General features: G+C 70.6%; 15 protein-coding genes. 12 read left to right on the forward strand and 3 right to left on the reverse strand.

The annotated features are described in order from the left end of the window. Nucleotides 1–80 precede the first annotated feature (80 nt). From ruvB to OG373_RS31100, 6 genes are all read left to right on the forward strand, one after another. On the forward strand, nucleotides 81–1,142 hold the full coding sequence (ruvB, locus tag OG373_RS31075; RefSeq protein ID WP_397733271.1) for a Holliday junction branch migration DNA helicase RuvB: 1,062 nt from the start codon (nucleotides 81–83) through the stop codon (nucleotides 1,140–1,142). A 165-nt stretch (nucleotides 1,143–1,307) separates the two neighbouring features. Continuing rightward, nucleotides 1,308–1,784 (forward strand): preprotein translocase subunit YajC, encoded by a 477-nt coding sequence (gene yajC / locus OG373_RS31080; RefSeq protein WP_405441646.1) that lies wholly within the window; start codon nucleotides 1,308–1,310, stop codon nucleotides 1,782–1,784. Between the two features lie 153 nt (nucleotides 1,785–1,937). Further along, a complete protein-coding gene (secD, locus tag OG373_RS31085; protein ID WP_405441648.1) occupies nucleotides 1,938–3,725 on the forward strand; it encodes a protein translocase subunit SecD in 1,788 nt (595 codons plus the stop codon). 3 nt (nucleotides 3,726–3,728) lie between these two features. Next, nucleotides 3,729–4,784, forward strand: a complete 1,056-nt coding sequence (gene secF / locus OG373_RS31090; protein WP_405441649.1) for a protein translocase subunit SecF — start codon at nucleotides 3,729–3,731, stop codon at nucleotides 4,782–4,784. After that, nucleotides 4,781–5,335 carry an adenine phosphoribosyltransferase gene (locus OG373_RS31095; protein ID WP_405441651.1) on the forward strand — a complete coding sequence of 185 codons (555 nt, stop codon included), beginning with the start codon at nucleotides 4,781–4,783 and terminating at the stop codon, nucleotides 5,333–5,335. Before secF ends, OG373_RS31095 begins: the two co-directional genes overlap by 4 nt. Before the next feature lie 239 nt (nucleotides 5,336–5,574). Next, complete coding sequence (locus OG373_RS31100; RefSeq protein WP_397733281.1) at nucleotides 5,575–8,004, forward strand: RelA/SpoT family protein; 2,430 nt, start codon at nucleotides 5,575–5,577, stop codon at nucleotides 8,002–8,004. Nucleotides 8,005–8,083: 79 nt separating this feature from the next. On the opposite strand, the gene OG373_RS31105 is transcribed toward OG373_RS31100, so the two are convergent. Together OG373_RS31105 and OG373_RS31110 are read right to left on the reverse strand one after the other, a co-directional pair. After that, nucleotides 8,084–9,313, reverse strand: coding sequence for a DUF349 domain-containing protein (locus OG373_RS31105; RefSeq protein WP_405441653.1), 1,230 nt, complete (start codon nucleotides 9,311–9,313; stop codon nucleotides 8,084–8,086). A 192-nt stretch (nucleotides 9,314–9,505) separates the two neighbouring features. Next, nucleotides 9,506–10,297, reverse strand: coding sequence for a peptidylprolyl isomerase (locus OG373_RS31110; protein WP_405441655.1), 792 nt, complete (start codon nucleotides 10,295–10,297; stop codon nucleotides 9,506–9,508). Nucleotides 10,298–10,450: 153 nt separating this feature from the next. Between OG373_RS31110 and OG373_RS31115 the strand changes: the two genes are divergently transcribed. The 6 genes from OG373_RS31115 to OG373_RS31140 all read left to right on the forward strand — a co-directional run bounded on the left by OG373_RS31115 (nucleotide 10,451) and on the right by OG373_RS31140 (nucleotide 16,159). Continuing rightward, the gene (locus OG373_RS31115) at nucleotides 10,451–11,161 is read left to right on the forward strand and encodes an MBL fold metallo-hydrolase (protein WP_053702110.1); all 711 of its coding nucleotides are present in this window, start codon (nucleotides 10,451–10,453) and stop codon (nucleotides 11,159–11,161) included. Nucleotides 11,162–11,171: 10 nt separating this feature from the next. Next, complete coding sequence (gene hisS, locus OG373_RS31120; RefSeq protein ID WP_405441657.1) at nucleotides 11,172–12,431, forward strand: histidine--tRNA ligase; 1,260 nt, start codon at nucleotides 11,172–11,174, stop codon at nucleotides 12,429–12,431. A 121-nt stretch (nucleotides 12,432–12,552) separates the two neighbouring features. Then, nucleotides 12,553–13,170 carry a vitamin K epoxide reductase family protein gene (locus OG373_RS31125; protein WP_405441659.1) on the forward strand — a complete coding sequence of 206 codons (618 nt, stop codon included), beginning with the start codon at nucleotides 12,553–12,555 and terminating at the stop codon, nucleotides 13,168–13,170. Nucleotides 13,171–13,211: 41 nt separating this feature from the next. Then, entirely contained in the window at nucleotides 13,212–14,582 is a 1,371-nt protein-coding gene (locus OG373_RS31130; protein ID WP_405441660.1) for a replication-associated recombination protein A, read from the forward strand. Between the two features lie 9 nt (nucleotides 14,583–14,591). Next, nucleotides 14,592–15,497: a DUF2199 domain-containing protein gene (locus OG373_RS31135; protein ID WP_405441662.1), complete on the forward strand. Its 906-nt coding sequence runs from the start codon at nucleotides 14,592–14,594 to the stop codon at nucleotides 15,495–15,497. Between the two features lie 50 nt (nucleotides 15,498–15,547). Continuing rightward, the gene (locus OG373_RS31140) at nucleotides 15,548–16,159 is read left to right on the forward strand and encodes an HNH endonuclease family protein (RefSeq protein WP_405441663.1); all 612 of its coding nucleotides are present in this window, start codon (nucleotides 15,548–15,550) and stop codon (nucleotides 16,157–16,159) included. A 129-nt stretch (nucleotides 16,160–16,288) separates the two neighbouring features. Here the strand turns inward: OG373_RS31140 and OG373_RS31145 are convergent, their stop codons facing one another. Then, a complete protein-coding gene (locus OG373_RS31145) occupies nucleotides 16,289–17,197 on the reverse strand; it encodes a DUF2470 domain-containing protein (RefSeq protein ID WP_405441664.1) in 909 nt (302 codons plus the stop codon). Between the last annotated feature and the right edge of the window lie 37 nt (nucleotides 17,198–17,234).

A 17,234-nucleotide genomic window follows, 5' to 3' on the forward strand; every position in this document is an offset into this window, starting at 1 on the left:
TCGAACGCCGGAGGGGCTGGATTCGGAGCGGCGCGGCAGGCGACCGACCACCGTACGAACCGAGAAGGCAGACTGACAGCGTGAACTGGGAAGACGAGAGCGACGACCGGATCGTGGCCGCCGCCGCCGACGGTGAGGACACCGCCGTCGAGGCGGCCCTGCGCCCCAAGGACCTCGGCGAGTTCGTCGGCCAGGAGAAGGTCCGCCAGCAGCTGGACCTCGTCCTCAAGGCGGCCCGGCAGCGCGGAGCCACCGCCGATCACGTCCTGCTCTCCGGCGCGCCCGGCCTCGGCAAGACCACCCTCTCCATGATCATCGCGGCCGAGATGGGCGCGCCGATCCGCATCACCTCCGGCCCCGCCATCCAGCACGCCGGCGACCTCGCCGCGATCCTGTCCTCCCTCCAGGAGGGCGAGGTCCTCTTCCTCGACGAGATCCACCGCATGTCCCGGCCCGCCGAGGAGATGCTCTACATGGCCATGGAGGACTTCCGCGTCGACGTGATCGTCGGCAAGGGCCCCGGAGCCACCGCGATCCCGCTGGAGCTGCCGCCCTTCACGCTGGTCGGCGCCACCACCCGGGCCGGACTGCTGCCCCCGCCGCTGCGGGACCGCTTCGGCTTCACCGGGCACATGGAGTTCTACGCCCCCGAGGAGCTGGAACGCGTCATCCACCGCTCCGCCCGCCTCCTCGACGTGGAGATCGACACCGCCGGCGCCGCCGAGATCGCCGGCCGCTCCCGCGGCACCCCGCGCATCGCCAACCGGCTGCTGCGCCGCGTCCGCGATTACGCCCAGGTCCGGGCCGACGGTGTGATCAACCGCGAGGTGGCCGGTACGGCCCTCCAGGTGTACGAGGTGGACGGGCGCGGGCTCGACCGACTGGATCGGGCCGTTCTCGAAGCCCTCCTCAAGCTGTTCGGCGGCGGCCCGGTGGGTCTGTCGACCCTCGCCGTGGCGGTCGGTGAGGAGCGGGAGACCGTGGAGGAGGTCGCCGAGCCCTTCCTGGTCCGCGAGGGGCTGCTCGCGCGCACCCCCCGGGGACGGGTTGCGACGCCCGCCGCATGGGCTCACCTGGGGCTTGTACCGCCTCAGCAGGGCGGGAGTGGATCAAGCGGACAACAGGGCTTGTTCGGGGCCTGACGGCGCGGAGGTTCGACCCCTCAGGAACTGCGGTGCCATGCTGGGCGTTGTTCCATCGGTACGGACTCGCCTAGACTCCGCCGATGCCGACCCTTCGGGTCGGTGTGCCCACCCCCGTAGAAAAGGCCGCCGTCCGCGTGCGGTCGTGCGAAGGATCTCCGTCCCGTGAATCTCGTGACACTCCTCCCGTTCATCGTGCTCATCGGGGCGATGTTCCTGATGACCCGCTCCGCGAAGAAGAAGCAGCAGGCAGCCGCGCAGATGCGCGACCAGATGACGCCCGGCACCGGGGTCCGCACCATCGGCGGCATGTACGCCACGGTGAAGGGCATCGGTGACGACACCGTCACCCTCGAGGTGGCTCCCGGCGTCCACGCGATCTTCGCGAAGAACTCCATCGGCGCCGTCCTCGAGGACGCGGAGTACAACCGCATCGTCCACGGTGTCAGCGACGACGCGACGGCCGACGCGCCGGTCGTACCGGACGACGCCTCCTCGCTGACCGAGGCTCCGAAGACGGACCTCACCAAGGACGAGGACGAGGCTCCCAAGCTCGACCTGGGCAAGAAGGACGAGGACGCGCCCAAGGGCGACGACGAGCCCAAGGACGGCAAGTCCGACGGCGAGGCCGGCGCGAAGTAACGCGCGGCCGGGGACCGTGGAGGCGCCTGACCGGCGACCGGCACGGTCCCCGTCTGTGACACTTCTGCGGGGGGCAGGGGTCCCCACCACACATTTCGTGGCCGTCCACGCGCTGACCCGGCGCGGGACGGTTGGACAGGGAGAAACGACAAGGTGGCAGCACCGAAGAAGGGCCGGCGGCCCACGGGGGCTCAGGGGAGGCCGGGGCGTGCCCTGGCGATCATCCTGATCGCGATGGTGGCGCTCACCGCGGGGATGTTCCTCACGAAGCAGACGACTCCCAGGCTGGGCATCGACCTCGCCGGCGGCACGAGCATCACGCTCAAGGCCAAGAGCGAGCCCGGGAAGCCGGACGCGATCAACGAGACGAACATGAACACGGCGGTCGGCATCATCGAGCGCCGTGTGAACGGGCTCGGCGTGTCGGAGGCCGAGGTCCAGACGCAGGGCCGCGACCACATCATCGTGAACATCCCCAAGGGGACGAACGAGCAGCAGGCGCGCGAGCAGGTCGGTACCACCGCCCAGCTGTACTTCCGCCCGGTCATCGCCTTCGCGGACGGCTCCCCGGCCGCTCCCGAGGGCACTCCGAGCCCGAGCCCCTCCGCGAGCGGCTCCGGAGCTCCCAAGGCAGGGGACGGCAAGAGCAGCCCCTCGGCCACCCCGTCGTCCAGCGCCACTTCCCAGGGCCGCGCGCTCAGTGAGGCCCTCAAGGCCCCGGCCGCGCCCACTCCCTCGCCCTCGGCGAGCGAGTCGAAGAAGGCAGACGACAAGGCTCCGTCGCCCTCCGCCTCCGCCTCCGCGCCGCCCACCGGCGACGAGGCCGCGGCCGCGGCCCTCCAGGCCAAGTTCGCGGCGCTGGACTGCAACGTCGAGGCGCAGCGCGCCGCCGCCGGCGCGGGCGCCAAGCCCGAGGAGCCGATGGTCGCCTGCGGCCAGCGCGGTACCGCCTGGGGCAAGTGGGTCCTCGGCCCGGCCCAGGTCAACGGCCAGGACGTGAAGGACGCCAAGGGTCAGATCGACCCCCAGCGCGGCCAGTGGATCGTCACCATGCAGTTCACCGACAAGGGCGCCGACAAGTTCGCCAAGATCACCGGTGAGCTGGCCACCAAGCAGATGCCGCAGAACCAGTTCGCGATCGTGCTCGACGGGCAGGTCATCTCCGACCCGTCCGTGAGCCAGGCGCTGACCGGTGGCAATGCCGAGATCTCCGGCGGCTTCACCCAGCAGTCCGCGCAGGACCTGGGCAACATGCTCTCGTACGGCGCCCTGCCGCTGTCCTTCCAGGAGGACAGCGTCACGACCGTCACCGCCGCGCTCGGCGGCGAGCAGCTGAAGGCCGGCCTGATCGCCGGTGCCATCGGCCTGCTCCTCGTGGTCATCTACCTGCTGGTGTACTACCGGGGCCTGGCGTTCGTCGCCATCATCAGCCTCCTGGTCTCCGCGATCCTGACCTACACGATCATGGCGCTGCTCGGAAAGGGCATCGGCTTCGCGCTGAACCTGCCCGCCGTCTGCGGTGCGATCGTGGCGATCGGTATCACGGCGGACTCGTTCATCGTGTACTTCGAGCGCATCCGGGACGAGATCCGCGAGGGCCGCACCCTGCGTCCGGCCGTCGAGCGTGCCTGGCCGCGCGCCCGCCGCACGATCCTGGTCTCCGACTTCGTGTCGTTCCTGGCCGCCGCGGTGCTGTTCATCGTCACCGTCGGCAAGGTCCAGGGCTTTGCCTTCACACTGGGTCTGACGACCCTGCTCGACGTGGTCGTGGTGTTCCTCTTCACCAAGCCGATCATGACGCTGCTGGCGCGCACGAAGTTCTTCGCCAGCGGTCACCCGTGGTCCGGGCTGGACCCGAAGCGGCTGGGCGCGAAGCCTCCGCTGCGCCGGTCCCGCCGTACCGGTTCCGCCCCCGCCCCCGTCGACGCAAAGGAGGCGTGAGAGATGTCGAAGCTTGGAGATCTCGGCGCCAAGCTGTACCGCGGTGAGGTCGGCTACGACTTCGTCGGCAAGCGCTTTCTCTGGTACGGCGTTTCCATCCTGATCACCATCACGGCGATCGTCGCCCTGGCCGTCCAGGGCCTCAACATGGGCATCGAGTTCAAGGGCGGTGCGGTCTTCACCACCCCGAAGACGGCCGTCTCGGAGCCCAAGGCCCGTGAGTTCGCGGAGAAGGCCTCCGGCCACGACGCGATCGTCCAGGAGCTCGGCACCGGTGGCCTGCGCATCCAGATCTCGGGTGTGGACACCGACGCCGCCACCGACGTGAAGAAGCAGCTCGCCACCGACCTCAAGGTCGACCAGGCCGGTATCAACGCCGACCTGGTCGGTCCCAGCTGGGGCGAGCAGATCGCCAACAAGGCGTGGACCGGCCTCGGCATCTTCATGGTCCTCGTGGTGATCTACCTGGCCATCGCCTTCGAGTGGCGGATGGCGGTCGCGGCGCTGATCGCCCTGATCCACGACCTCACGATCACCGTCGGCATCTACGCGCTCGTCGGCTTCGAGGTCACCCCGGGTACGGTCATCGGTCTGCTGACGATCCTCGGTTACTCCCTCTACGACACCGTCGTCGTCTTCGACGGTCTCAAGGAGGGCTCTAAGGACATCACGAAGCAGACCCGCTTCACGTACAGCGAGGTCGCCAACCGCAGCATCAACGGCACCCTGGTCCGCTCGATCAACACCACGGTCGTGGCGCTGCTCCCGGTCGGTGCCCTGCTGTTCATCGGTGGCGGTTTCCTGGGCGCGGGCATGCTCAACGACATCTCGCTGTCGCTGTTCGTCGGCCTCGCGGCCGGTGCGTACTCCTCGATCTTCATCGCGACCCCGCTGGTCGTCGACCTCAAGGAGCGCGAGCCGGCGATGAAGGCGCTCAAGAAGCGGGTGCTCGCCAAGCGGGCGGCCGCGGCCGCCAAGGGCGAGTCCCCGGACGAGGGCTACGAGACCGAGGACGAGCCGCAGGTCGTGGCGCAGGGCCGGCCGGGGCGGCGGCGTTGACCGGGCCGCTGTCCGAGGACGGCCGGGCGCTGCTGCTCAGCCGGATCAAGGACGTGCCGGACTACCCGAAGCCGGGCGTGATGTTCAAGGACATCACCCCGCTGCTGGCGGACCCGAAGGCGTTCGCCGCGCTGACGGACACGCTGGTGGAACTGGCCGGGCAGTACGGCGCGACGAAGATCGTCGGTCTGGAGGCGCGCGGGTTCATCCTGGCGGCCCCGGTCGCCGTGCAGGCCGGCATCGGCTTCGTGCCGGTGCGCAAGGCCGGGAAGCTGCCGGGCGCGACGCTCGCGCAGTCGTACGAGCTGGAGTACGGCACGGCGGAGATCGAGGTCCACGCCGAGGACCTGGCGGCCGGTGACCGGGTCATGGTCATCGACGACGTGCTGGCCACCGGCGGTACGGCGGAGGCCTCGCTCTCGCTGATCCGGCGGGCCGGGGCCGAGGTCGCCGGCGTGGCGGTCCTGATGGAGCTGTCGTTCCTCCCGGGCCGGGCCAAGCTGGCTCCTTCCCTTGCGGGGGCTCCGCTGGACGCGCTGATCGTGGTCTGACCTCTGCTTTGCCGAGTGGCGGGTATCCGGTTCTTCCGGGTGCCCGCCGCTGTCGTTTCCGGCTGCGGCGCCGTTGCCGGGGGCGCCGCCCCCGAACCCCCGCGCCTCAAACGCCGGCGGGGCTGTATCTCGGCTGCCCCGGCGTTCGTGGCGGAGGCTCGGGGAACGGGGGCGCGGAACCCTCGCTACCATGGGTTGTCCGGACCGGACACGGGCACCGGATCCGCTGAGGAGCGCTCTTGCCAGACGAGGTCCAGCCAATCTCCGCCGCGCAGCCCGACCCGAAGGCCGAGCCGGCCACGGCGGTTCCCGCCACGCCCCCGCCGGCTCCGCCCGTGCCGCCGGTCAAGCCCGCGCCGGCGAAGTCCGCCGGGTCCTCCAACCGGGTGCGCGCCCGCCTCGCCCGGCTCGGCGTGCAGCGCTCGAACCCGTACAACCCGGTTCTGGAGCCCCTGCTCCGCATAGTCCGCAGCAACGACCCGAAGATCGAGACGTCGACGCTGCGCCAGCTGGAACAGGCCTACCAGGTGGCCGAGCGCTGGCACCGCGGCCAGAAGCGCAAGAGCGGCGACCCGTACATCACCCACCCGCTCGCGGTGACGACCATCCTCGCCGAGCTCGGTATGGATCCGGCCACTCTCATGGCCGGTCTGCTCCACGACACGGTCGAGGACACCGAGTACGGCCTGGAGGACCTGCGCCGCGACTTCGGCGACGCCGTGACCCTGCTCGTCGACGGCGTCACCAAGCTCGACCGGGTCAAGTTCGGCGAGGCGGCCCAGGCCGAGACGGTCCGCAAGATGGTCGTGGCGATGGCCAAGGACCCGCGCGTCCTGGTGATCAAGCTCGCCGACCGGCTGCACAACATGCGCACCATGCGCTACCTCAAGCGGGAGAAGCAGGAGAAGAAGGCCCGCGAGACCCTTGAGATCTATGCCCCGCTGGCTCACCGGCTGGGCATGAACACGATCAAGTGGGAGCTCGAGGACCTCTCCTTCGCGATCCTCTACCCGAAGATGTACGACGAGATCGTGCGCCTGGTCGCCGAGCGCGCGCCCAAGCGCGACGAGTACCTCGCCGTCGTCACCGATGAGGTGCAGGTCGACCTCAGGGCCGCCCGCATCAAGGCGACCGTGACCGGCCGCCCGAAGCACTACTACAGCGTCTACCAGAAGATGATCGTCCGCGGCCGTGACTTCGCGGAGATCTACGACCTGGTGGGCATCCGTGTCCTCGTCGACACCGTCCGGGACTGCTACGCGGCCCTGGGCACCGTGCACGCGCGGTGGAACCCGGTCCCCGGCCGGTTCAAGGACTACATCGCGATGCCCAAGTTCAACATGTACCAGTCGCTCCACACGACGGTCATCGGACCCAGCGGCAAGCCGGTCGAGCTCCAGATCCGCACCTTCGACATGCACCGCCGCGCCGAGTACGGCATCGCCGCGCACTGGAAGTACAAGCAGCAGACCGTCGCGGGCACCTCCAAGGTCCGCACCGACGTCCCGCAGGCCGCCAAGGGCAGCGCCGGCCAGGACACGGTCAACGACATGGCATGGCTGCGCCAGCTGCTGGACTGGCAGAAGGAGACCGAGGACCCGGGCGAGTTCCTCGACTCCCTGCGCTTCGACCTCTCCCGCAACGAGGTCTTCGTCTTCACCCCCAAGGGCGACGTCATCGCGCTGCCCGCCGGTGCCACCCCCGTGGACTTCGCGTACGCGGTCCACACCGAGGTCGGCCACCGCACCATAGGGGCCCGGGTCAACGGCCGGCTCGTCCCGCTGGAGTCCACGCTCGACAACGGCGACCTGGTCGAGGTCTTCACCTCCAAGGCCGAGGGCGCGGGCCCGTCCCGCGACTGGCTCGGCTTCGTCAAGTCCCCGCGGGCCCGCAACAAGATCCGCGCCTGGTTCTCCAAGGAGCGCCGCGACGAGGCCATCGAGCACGGCAAGGACGCCATCGCGCGGGCGATGCGCAAGCAGAACCTGCCGATCCAGCGCATCCTGACCGGCGACTCGCTCGTCACCCTCGCCCACGAGATGCGCTACCCCGACATCTCCTCCCTGTACGCGGCGATCGGCGAGGGCCACGTGGCCGCGCAGGGCGTCGTGCAGAAGCTGGTGGCGGCCCTCGGCGGCGAGGAGGCGGCCAACGAGGACATCGAGGAGTCGATCCCGCCCGCGCGCGGCCGCAAGCGGCGCAGCAACGCCGACCCGGGTGTCGTCGTCAAGGGCGTCGACGACGTGTGGGTCAAGCTGGCCCGCTGCTGCACCCCGGTGCCGGGCGACCCGATCATCGGCTTCGTCACGCGCGGCAGTGGCGTATCGGTTCACCGCGCGGACTGCGTCAACGTCGACTCCCTCTCCCAGCAGCCCGAGCGGATGCTGGAGGTCGAGTGGGCCCCCACCCAGTCCTCGGTCTTCCTGGTCGCCATCCAGGTCGAGGCGCTGGACCGGTCCCGGCTGCTGTCGGACGTCACCCGGGTGCTCTCGGACCAGCACGTCAACATCCTGTCGGCGGCCGTCCAGACCTCCCGCGACCGGGTGGCCACCTCGCGGTTCACCTTCGAGATGGGCGACCCCAAGCACCTGGGACACGTCCTGAAGGCCGTCCGCGGCGTCGAGGGCGTCTACGACGTCTACCGCGTGACCTCGGCGCGGCGCCCGTAGCCCACGGCGGCCCACGGCAGCGAAAAGGCGGCCCCGGTACTCGCGTACCGGGGCCGCCTCCTTCGTGCGGGGCGGGCTGTCAGCCGCCGAACTCCTCCAGGCCCTTCAGAGCCTGGTCCAGCAGGGCCTGGCGGCCCTCCAGCTCGCGCGACAGCTTGTCGGCCTTGGCGTTGTTGCCCGCCGCGCGCGCCGCGTCGACCTGCTCACGCAGCTTGTCGACCGCCGCCTGGAGCTGACCCGTCAGACCGGCCGCACGGGCCCGCGCCTCCGGGTTCGTACGACGCCACTCGCCCTCCTCGGCCTCCTGGATCGCCCGCTCGACCGAGTGCATGCGGCCCTCGACCTTCGGCCGGGCGTCCCGCGGCACGTGGCCGATGGCCTCCCAGCGCTCGTTGAGCGAGCGGAACGCGGCACGGGCCGCCTTCAGGTCCGTGATCGGGACGAGCTTCTCGGCCTCGTCGGCCAGGTCCTCCTTGAGCTTCAGGTTCTCGATCTGCTCGGCGTCACGCTCGGCGAAGACCTCGCTGCGGGCCGCGAAGAACACGTCCTGCGCACCGCGGAACCGGTTCCACAGGTCGTCCTCGGACTCGCGCTGCGCCCGGCCCGCCGCCTTCCAGTCCGCCATCAGCTCGCGGTAGCGGGCGGCCGTCGGACCCCAGTCGGTCGACTTCGACAGCGACTCGGCCTCCGCGACCAGCCGCTCCTTCACCTTGCGGGCGTCCTCGCGCTGCGCGTCCAGCGAGGCGAAGTGCGCCTTGCGGCGCTTGGAGAAGGCCGAACGGGCGTGGGAGAACCGGTGCCACAGCTCGTCGTCCGACTTGCGGTCCAGGCGCGGCAGCCCCTTCCAGATGTCCACCAGGGCGCGCAGCCGCTCACCGGCGCTGCGCCACTGGTCGCTCTGGGCCAGCTGCTCGGCCTCGACGACCAGCGCGTCCTTGGCCGCACGGGCCTCGTCCGTCTGCTTGGCCTTCGCCGCCTTGCGCTCCTCGCGCCGGGACTCCACGGTCGTGACCAGCTTGTCCAGCCGCACCCGCAGGGCGTCCAGGTCACCCACGGCGTGGTGCTCGTCGACCTGCGTGCGCAGGTGGTCGATCGCCGTCTGGGCGTCCTTGGCGGACAGATCAGTGGTCCGCACCCGCTTTTCGAGGAGACCGATCTCGACCACCAGGCCCTCGTACTTGCGCTCGAAATAGGCCAGGGCCTCCTCAGGGGTGCCGGCCTGCCACGATCCGACGACCTGCTCGCCATCGGAAGTACGCACGTACACGGTGCCCGTCTCGTCGACTCGGCCCCACGGGTCGCTGCTCACAGCGCCTCCTCCACCTGATGCCTTGCGAGGGGTTCACCCCCTGGGCATCGTCCACAGTTTCCTGGGGCGGGCAGCGCCCGCCCTGCACAACGCCAACATAGGCGACCGCCGGGCCGGCTGTCCGCATCCCGCACGACGGAATATCGGCGTACGGGGCGGCGGGCCGGCCGGGCCCGGGGTCGCCGCATCACGTCAGTTCTGCGTGACCGAGCCCTTCTCGATCTTTACCTCGGTCTTCGGCGCGCCGTCCTGGCCGCCGTCGACCGTACCGGCCTTCGCGATCTCCTCAAGGACCTTCAGGCCGGCCGCGTCGATCTGGCCGAACGGCGTGTAGGTCGGCGTCAGCGGGCTGTCCTTGTAGACCAGGAAGAACTGGCTGCCGCCCGAGCCGGGCTGGCCGGTGTTGGCCATCGCCACCGTGCCGGCCGGGTACACGACCTGGCCCTGCTCGTTGGCCTTGCCCAGGGAGTCCAGGTTCTCGTCCGGGATGTTGTAGCCCGGGCCGCCCTGGCCGGTGCCCTCGGGGTCGCCGCACTGGAGCACGAAGATCCCGCCGGCCGTCAGCCGGTGGCACTTGGTGTTGTCGAAGTAACCCTTGTCGGCGAGCGACTTGAAGGAGTTCACGGTCTGCGGGGTCTTCGCCGCGTCCATCGTGAAGTTGATGTCACCCGCGCTGGTCTTCAGCGCGAAGGTGTACTTCGCCTTCTGGTCGATCGCCATCTCCGGCGAGGGGGACTGCTTGGGCGCCGGCTCGCTCGCCGAGGCCGACGGGCTCGCGGACGGGTCCGCGGCCTGGTCCTTCTTGTCCTTGTCGAAGACCCCGCCGACGATCAGGCCCACCAGCGTCGCGATCACCACGGCCACCGCCGCGCCGATCACAGCCGCGCGCTGGCGCGACTTCTTCCGGGCCTCGGCCCGGCGCTTCTGCTGGCGCTCGTACTTCTCCTTGGCGAGCTGTCGCCGTCGCTGATCGCTCGTGACCACCGGGTCGTCTCCTTGTACGTGTCTGCTACTGCTGTCCGGGCTGGGATAGGCCGTACCGTATATGGGTTCGCTGTGTAATGAGCGGCGCCGGTAGGCTCTGAGCAGCAGGATTCCTGTCTGCAGCCTCCCGCCGGACGACGATTGAGGACGAACGTGCTGATTGCCGGGTTCCCCGCAGGCGCTTGGGGCACCAACTGCTACGTGGTCGCCCCCGCCGCCGGTGAGGAGTGCGTCATCATCGACCCGGGCCATCAGGCCGCCCAGGGTGTCGAGGAGACGCTGAAGAAGCATCGGCTCAAGCCCGTCGCGGTCGTTCTGACCCATGGCCACATCGATCATGTGGCCTCGGTGGTCCCGGTGTGCGGAGCACACGACGTACCGGCGTGGATCCACCCCGAGGACCGCTACATGATGAGCGACCCGGAGAAGGCCCTCGGCCGCTCCATCGGGATGCCGCTCATGGGCGAGCTGACCGTGGGGGAGCCGGACGACGTCCGTGAGCTGGCCGACGGCGCCGCGCTGAAACTGGCCGGAATGGACTTCTCCGTGGCGCACGCGCCGGGGCATACCAAGGGGTCGGTGACCTTCCGGATGCCCGAGCTGGCCGACGTTCCGCCGGTCTTCTTCTCGGGCGACCTGCTCTTCGCCGGCTCCATCGGACGCACCGACCTGCCCGGCGGCTCCCACGCCGAGATGCTCGAGTCGCTGGGCCGTGTGTGCCTGCCGCTCGACGACTCGACCGTGGTGCTGTCCGGCCACGGTCCCCAGACCACCATCGGCCGCGAGCGCGCGACCAACCCGTACCTGCGGGAGGTCGCCGCCGGGCTCGGAGACGGCACCGCCGCTCCACGACGAGGAATGTGACAAAAGCTTCGTGGCTACTTTCCAGGCCCCCAAGGGCACGTACGACCTGATCCCGCCGGTTTCCGTGAAGTACCTCGCCGTGCGCGAGGCCATCGCGGCTCCCCTGCGCAACTCCGGCTACGGCTACATCGAGACCCCCGGTTTCGAGGATGTGGGCCTCTTCGCCCGCGGCGTCGGCGAGTCCACCGACATCGTCTCCAAGGAGATGTACGCCTTCGAGACCAAGGGCGGCGACCAGCTGGCCCTGCGCCCCGAGGGCACGGCCTCCGTGCTGCGCGCGGCGCTGGAGGCGAGCCTGCACAAGAAGGGCAACCTGCCGGTCAAGCTCTGGTACTCGGGCTCGTACTACCGCTACGAGAAGCCGCAGGCGGGCCGCTACCGCCACTTCTCCCAGGTCGGCGCCGAGGCCATCGGGGCCGAGGACCCGGCCCTGGACGCCGAGCTGATCATCCTGGCCGACCAGGCGTACCGCTCGCTGGGCCTGCGCAACTTCCGGATCCTGTTGAACTCGCTGGGCGACAAGGAGTGCCGCCCCGTGTACCGCGAGGCGCTGCAGTCCTTCCTGAGCGGCCTCGACCTCGACGAGGAGACCGTGCGCCGGGCCGGGATCAACCCGCTGCGCGTGCTCGACGACAAGCGGGCCGAGGTGCAGAAGCAGCTCGTCGGCGCCCCGGTGCTGCGTGACTACCTGTGCGACGCGTGCAAGGCGTACCACGAGCAGGTCCGTGCCCTGGTGACGGCAGCCGGCGTGCAGTTCGAGGACGACGAGAAGCTGGTGCGCGGGCTGGACTACTACACCCGCACCACCTTCGAGTTCGTCCACGACGGCCTGGGCTCCCAGTCCGCCGTCGGCGGCGGCGGCCGCTACGACGGTCTGTCCGAGATGATCGGCGGACCGGCCCTGCCGTCGGTGGGCTGGGCGCTGGGCGTCGACCGTACGGTCCTCGCGCTCCAGGCCGAGGGCGTGGAGCTCGACATCCCGGCGTCGACGTCGGTCTTCGCGGTGGCGCTGGGCGAGGCCAAGCCGACCGTGTTCGGGCTGGTGACGCAGCTGCGCAAGGCCGGTGTCGCCGCGGACATGTCGTACGGCGGCAAGGGCCTCAAGGGAGCCATGAAGGACGCGAACCGCAGCGGTGCGCGCTTCGCGCTCGTGGTGGGCGAGCGGGACCTCGCCGAGGGCGTCGTCCAGCTGAAGGACATGGAGTCCGGCGAGCAGACCTCCGTGCCCGTCGCCGAGCTGGTCGACACGGTCCGGGCCCGCCTCGCCTGACGGCAGCGGCAGGGGAGAGCACAGGACGGGGCCGGGGATCTTTCCCCGGCCCCGTCCGTTCACAGGCTCATGCGGCACAATGGCCCGTGCTTGATCACCTTGCAGATGTGGAGCGGGCGGTATGACGACACGAAGTGCGGACGCGGACACCGCCCGGAGCAGGACCGTCGGAGGAAGCCGGGCCCTGGCCCTGCTGCTGGTGATCACCGGGGTCGCGGGGCTGTTCGCCGCCTGGGTGATCACGATCGACAAGTTCAAGCTGCTGGAGGACCCGGACTTCAAGCCGGCCTGCAGCCTGAACCCGATCGTCTCCTGCGGCAACATCATGACGAGCGACCAGGCGTCGGCCTTCGGCTTCCCGAACCCGATGCTCGGACTCGTCGCCTACGGCATCGTGATCTGCGTCGGCATGAGCCTGCTGGCCGGGGCCTCGTTCCGCCGCTGGTACTGGCTGACGTTCAACGCCGGCACCCTTTTCGGCGTCGTCTTCTGCGCCTGGCTGATGTACCAGTCGCTGTACAACATCAACTCGCTGTGCCTGTGGTGCTGCCTGGCTTGGGTCGCCACGATCTTCATGTTCTGGTACGTCACCTCGCACAACGTCCGCGAGGGGTTGCTGCCCGCCCCGGGCTGGGTCAAGTCCTTCCTCGACGAGTTCACCTGGGTCCTGCCCGTGCTGCACGTCGGGATCATCGGGATGCTGATCCTGACCCGCTGGTGGGACTTCTGGACCTCCTGACGGCGGGCGGCCCTGTCGGTGGGCTCGCTTAGGCTTCCTGTGTGGAACCAGACCTGTTCACCGCCGCTGCCGAAGACCGCAGGGAGAAGGACCCCGCGAGCTCCCCGCTCGCCGTCCGGATGCGCCCGCGCACCCTGGACGAGGTCGTCGGCCAGCAGCACCTGCTGAAACCCGGATCACCGCTGCGGCGGCTGGTCGAGGAAGGGGCCGGCGGCCCGGCCGGTGCCTCCTCGGTGATCCTCTGGGGCCCGCCGGGCATCGGAAAGACCACGCTGGCGTACGTGGTCAGCCAGGCCACCCAGAAGCGTTTCGTGGAGCTCTCCGCCATCACGGCGGGCGTCAAAGAGGTACGGGCCGTCATCGAGGGCGCCAAGCGCGCTGCCGGTGGCTACGGCAAGGAGACCGTCCTCTTCCTCGACGAGATCCACCGCTTCAGCAAGGCGCAGCAGGACTCGCTGCTCCCCGCCGTCGAGAACCGCTGGGTGACGCTGATCGCGGCCACCACCGAGAACCCGTACTTCTCGATCATCTCCCCGCTGCTCTCGCGCTCGCTGCTGCTGACGCTGGAACCGCTGACGGACGAGGACCTGAGCGCGCTGATGCGGCGCGCGCTCACCGAGGAGCGGGGACTGGGCGGGGCCGTCTCCCTCCCGGCGGACGCGGAGGCGCACCTGCTGCGGATCGCCGGCGGCGACGCCCGGCGGGCCCTGACCGCACTGGAGGCAGGCGCCGGATCGGCCATCGCCAAGAACGAGGACGAGATCACCCTCCAGACGCTGGAGGAGGCGGTCGACCGGGCGGCGGTCCGGTACGACAAGGACGGCGACCAGCACTACGACGTGGCCAGCGCGCTGATCAAGTCGATCCGCGGCTCGGACGTGGACGCCGCGCTGCACTACCTGGCGCGCATGATCGAGGCCGGTGAGGACCCCCGGTTCATCGCGCGCCGCCTGATGATCTCGGCGAGCGAGGACATCGGGCTGGCGGACCCGACGGCTCTGCCGATCGCGGTGGCCGCGGCCCAGGCGGTGGCGATGATCGGCTTCCCGGAGGCGGCGCTGACCCTGTCGCACGCCACGATCGCGCTGGCGCTGGCCCCGAAGTCGAACACCGCGACGACCGCGATCGGCGCGGCGCTGGCCGACGTACGGGCGGGGCTGGCGGGCGCCGTTCCGGCGCACCTGCGGGACGGGCACTACAAGGGTGCGGCGAAGCTGGGGCACGCGCAGGGGTACGTGTACCCGCACGACGTGCCGGGCGCGATCGCCGCGCAGCAGTACGCGCCGGACGAGATCCAGGGGAAGCGGTACTACGAGCCGACGCGCTACGGCGCGGAGGCCCGCTACGCGGACGTGGTGGAGAAGGTCCGCGAGCGGCTGCGCGGCGCCGACCGCGGCCAGGGCGGCGTCTAAGCTGCCCGGGTGACCACGCACCTTCCCACCTGCGCATGTTGCGGTGACGCGCTCGCCGACGAGCGTCGCATCGACTTCGGCTTCAACCTGCCCGACGCCGCCCTCGGCCTGCCCGAGGAGGCGCTCCACCGGCTCGGTGTGCGCGCCCTGCTCCGCGTGGACGGGGTCGGCTGCTTCGTCCGCTGCCTGCTGGGCGTCCGGCTGACGCACGACACCGAGCTGGTCCTCGGCGCCTGGGTACAGGTGGACGAAGCGACCCTCGGGCGCGCGCACGACCTGTGGGAGCGGCCCGGATACGCGGACCTCGTCGTCCGGGGCACCTTCGCCAACCGGATCCAGCCCTGGGGCGACACCCTGCTGGGCGCCGAGGTCACCGCGAAGGTCGCCGATCCGGAAGAACTGCCCTGCGTCGTCGAGGTCCACCGCCCGCAGGCCGCCGGCGTCCTGACGCAGACCTGGGACCGCGACCACGTCCTCAGCCGCTTCCCGTACCCGATGCCCGTGGACGTGCGCACCGACCTCGGCGACCACTGGTCGGTGCTGCGCACCGCCGGGCTCACCGCGTCCTTCGCCGACGGCACGGACCACTTCACCGCCCCGGACCGCAGCGCCGCCGTCAGCCTGCTGACCGATGACGTCGCGGGCCGCGCCCCCGCGGACTTCCTGACCGCCCTGCTGTCCGGGGCTCCCGACACACGGCCCGACCAGCGTGTACGGGAGCCGCTGGGCGAGGGGCTGCGGTACGCGTTCTGGCTCACCCCGCAGGACCACGGCCGGCCGCGCCACGAGTTCTACGGCATGTCCGTCGCCCCCGGAACCGCCGCCGGGATCTTCTGCACCTACGAGGACCCCGCCGACCTGGAGTGGGCCCGGCGGATCTGGCGCTCGCTCGACCGCGCGGTCGACGCCCCGTAGCCCCGGCGTGGCCCCGCCTGGGCCGCGGCGGCGGAGCCTAGGCTCCGGGCATGGGTCCGTCCCGGCCGTTCGCCGTCGTCCTCGCGCTCGTCCTCGCCGGGCCCGCGGCGGCCGGATGCCATCACGAGGACGCCGGGACGGCACGCGCCGGCGCGGCGGCGCTGGTCGCGCAGGTGCCGCTCACGGGGGCCGGATTCCCGCCGGACGCGCGCACCGCGCAGACGCAGCTGGCCGGACTGAAGGTCGAGTGGGGCCGCAACCGGCAGACGTACAAGCGCGAGAACTTCGGCAGGTACTGGACCGACGAGACCGATGCCGTCGGCGGGCGCAACGGCTGCGACACCCGTGACGACGTGCTGCGCCGGGACCTCAGGGAACTCCGCGAGGGGGACCGGAACCGGTGCGTCGTGCTCTCCGGGGTGCTGCACGACCCGTACACCGGCAAGGAGCTGCCCTACACCTACCGGCGCGCCTCGCAGATCCAGACCGACCACGTGGTGGCGCTCGGCGCCGCCTGGCGGGGTGGCGCGTACGCGTGGACCCCGCAGCGCAGGCTGGAGTACGCCAACGACCTCGACGTCCTGCTCGCCGTGGACAAGCGGACCAACTACGACAAGGGCAGCAGGACGGCCGACAAGTGGCGGCCGCCCCGGCAGGCGTAGTGGTGCGAGTACGCGCGCCGCTACACCGGCATCAAGGCCGAGTACGGGCTCTCCGTGACGGCGCCGGAGAAGCTCGCCCTCCAGGAGATGCTGGCGACCTGCGCCCCGTGACCCCGCCCCCTGGTGCGACTAGTGCGAGGCCGCCGAGAACAGGGAGTGCATCGCCCGGCGCAGGCCGCAGATGTCCGCGACCGGCTCCGGGAAGTCGAAGCGGGCGTCGAAGGAGCCGACGGCGCCCCCGGTGAAGCGGACGCGCAGGCCGAGGCGGTCCAGGGAGAGCGGGACGGCGCTCATGCCGCGGGCCTCGCGGGCGCCCAGCAGCCCGCACAGCTCGCCGAGCCGGTCGCCGTGGGCGGAGTGCAGGTGCTGCAGCAGCTCCGTCTCGTGCGCGACCATCGGGTCCGGCTCCGCCGCGGCCAGGTCCTCCGGTTCCACGTGTTCGGCGCCCCACAGGTCGTCCACCGAGATCTCGCCGACCTCCAGGCGCAGCATCATCCAGGCCGGGCGGCCGGTGTGCGGGGGGTCGAGGGACTCCCGCATGCCGAGCAGCTCGCCGACCGGATGCCGCTCCGCGAGCAGCGCCGCGCAGGCCGCGCGGTCGTCCCCGCGCACCGGCGTCAGCCAACCGGCGAGCCAGGCGCGACCTCGGATACGATGTGGCACGGACACCGGCGCCACATCCGTGATCTCGATCACGGCGGTGAGGTCGTCGTCCTGGGCGTGAGCGGCTGCCCTGGCAGCCGCGGATTCCCCTGATACAAGGAGAATCACGTCCCCGTCCGGGGTGACGGTCCGTGCGACCGGCATCCCTGTCCCGAACTCTTCGGAACCGTGCGTGTCACGAGCACCGATCAGAGTGAGGGATACTGAGGCGTTGGACTCTACGAGGGTTCGTACGCGTTCGGCTCCGGTGAGCTGCCGAACGCCTTCCCTGGGACGCGGCTGACCTTGCTTATCGTCGGCGCAAGCGGATTCTGTTTCGTCTGAATCCGAACTGCGTTGCGCACTGGGCAGGGGGATCCCATGTGGTCGAGACATTACGTCCTCCTCGCTAAGGTAAGCCTCACCTAACTTA

Source organism: Streptomyces avidinii (genome assembly GCF_045161815.1).
GTDB classification, from domain to species: Bacteria; Actinomycetota; Actinomycetes; order Streptomycetales; family Streptomycetaceae; genus Streptomyces; species Streptomyces avidinii.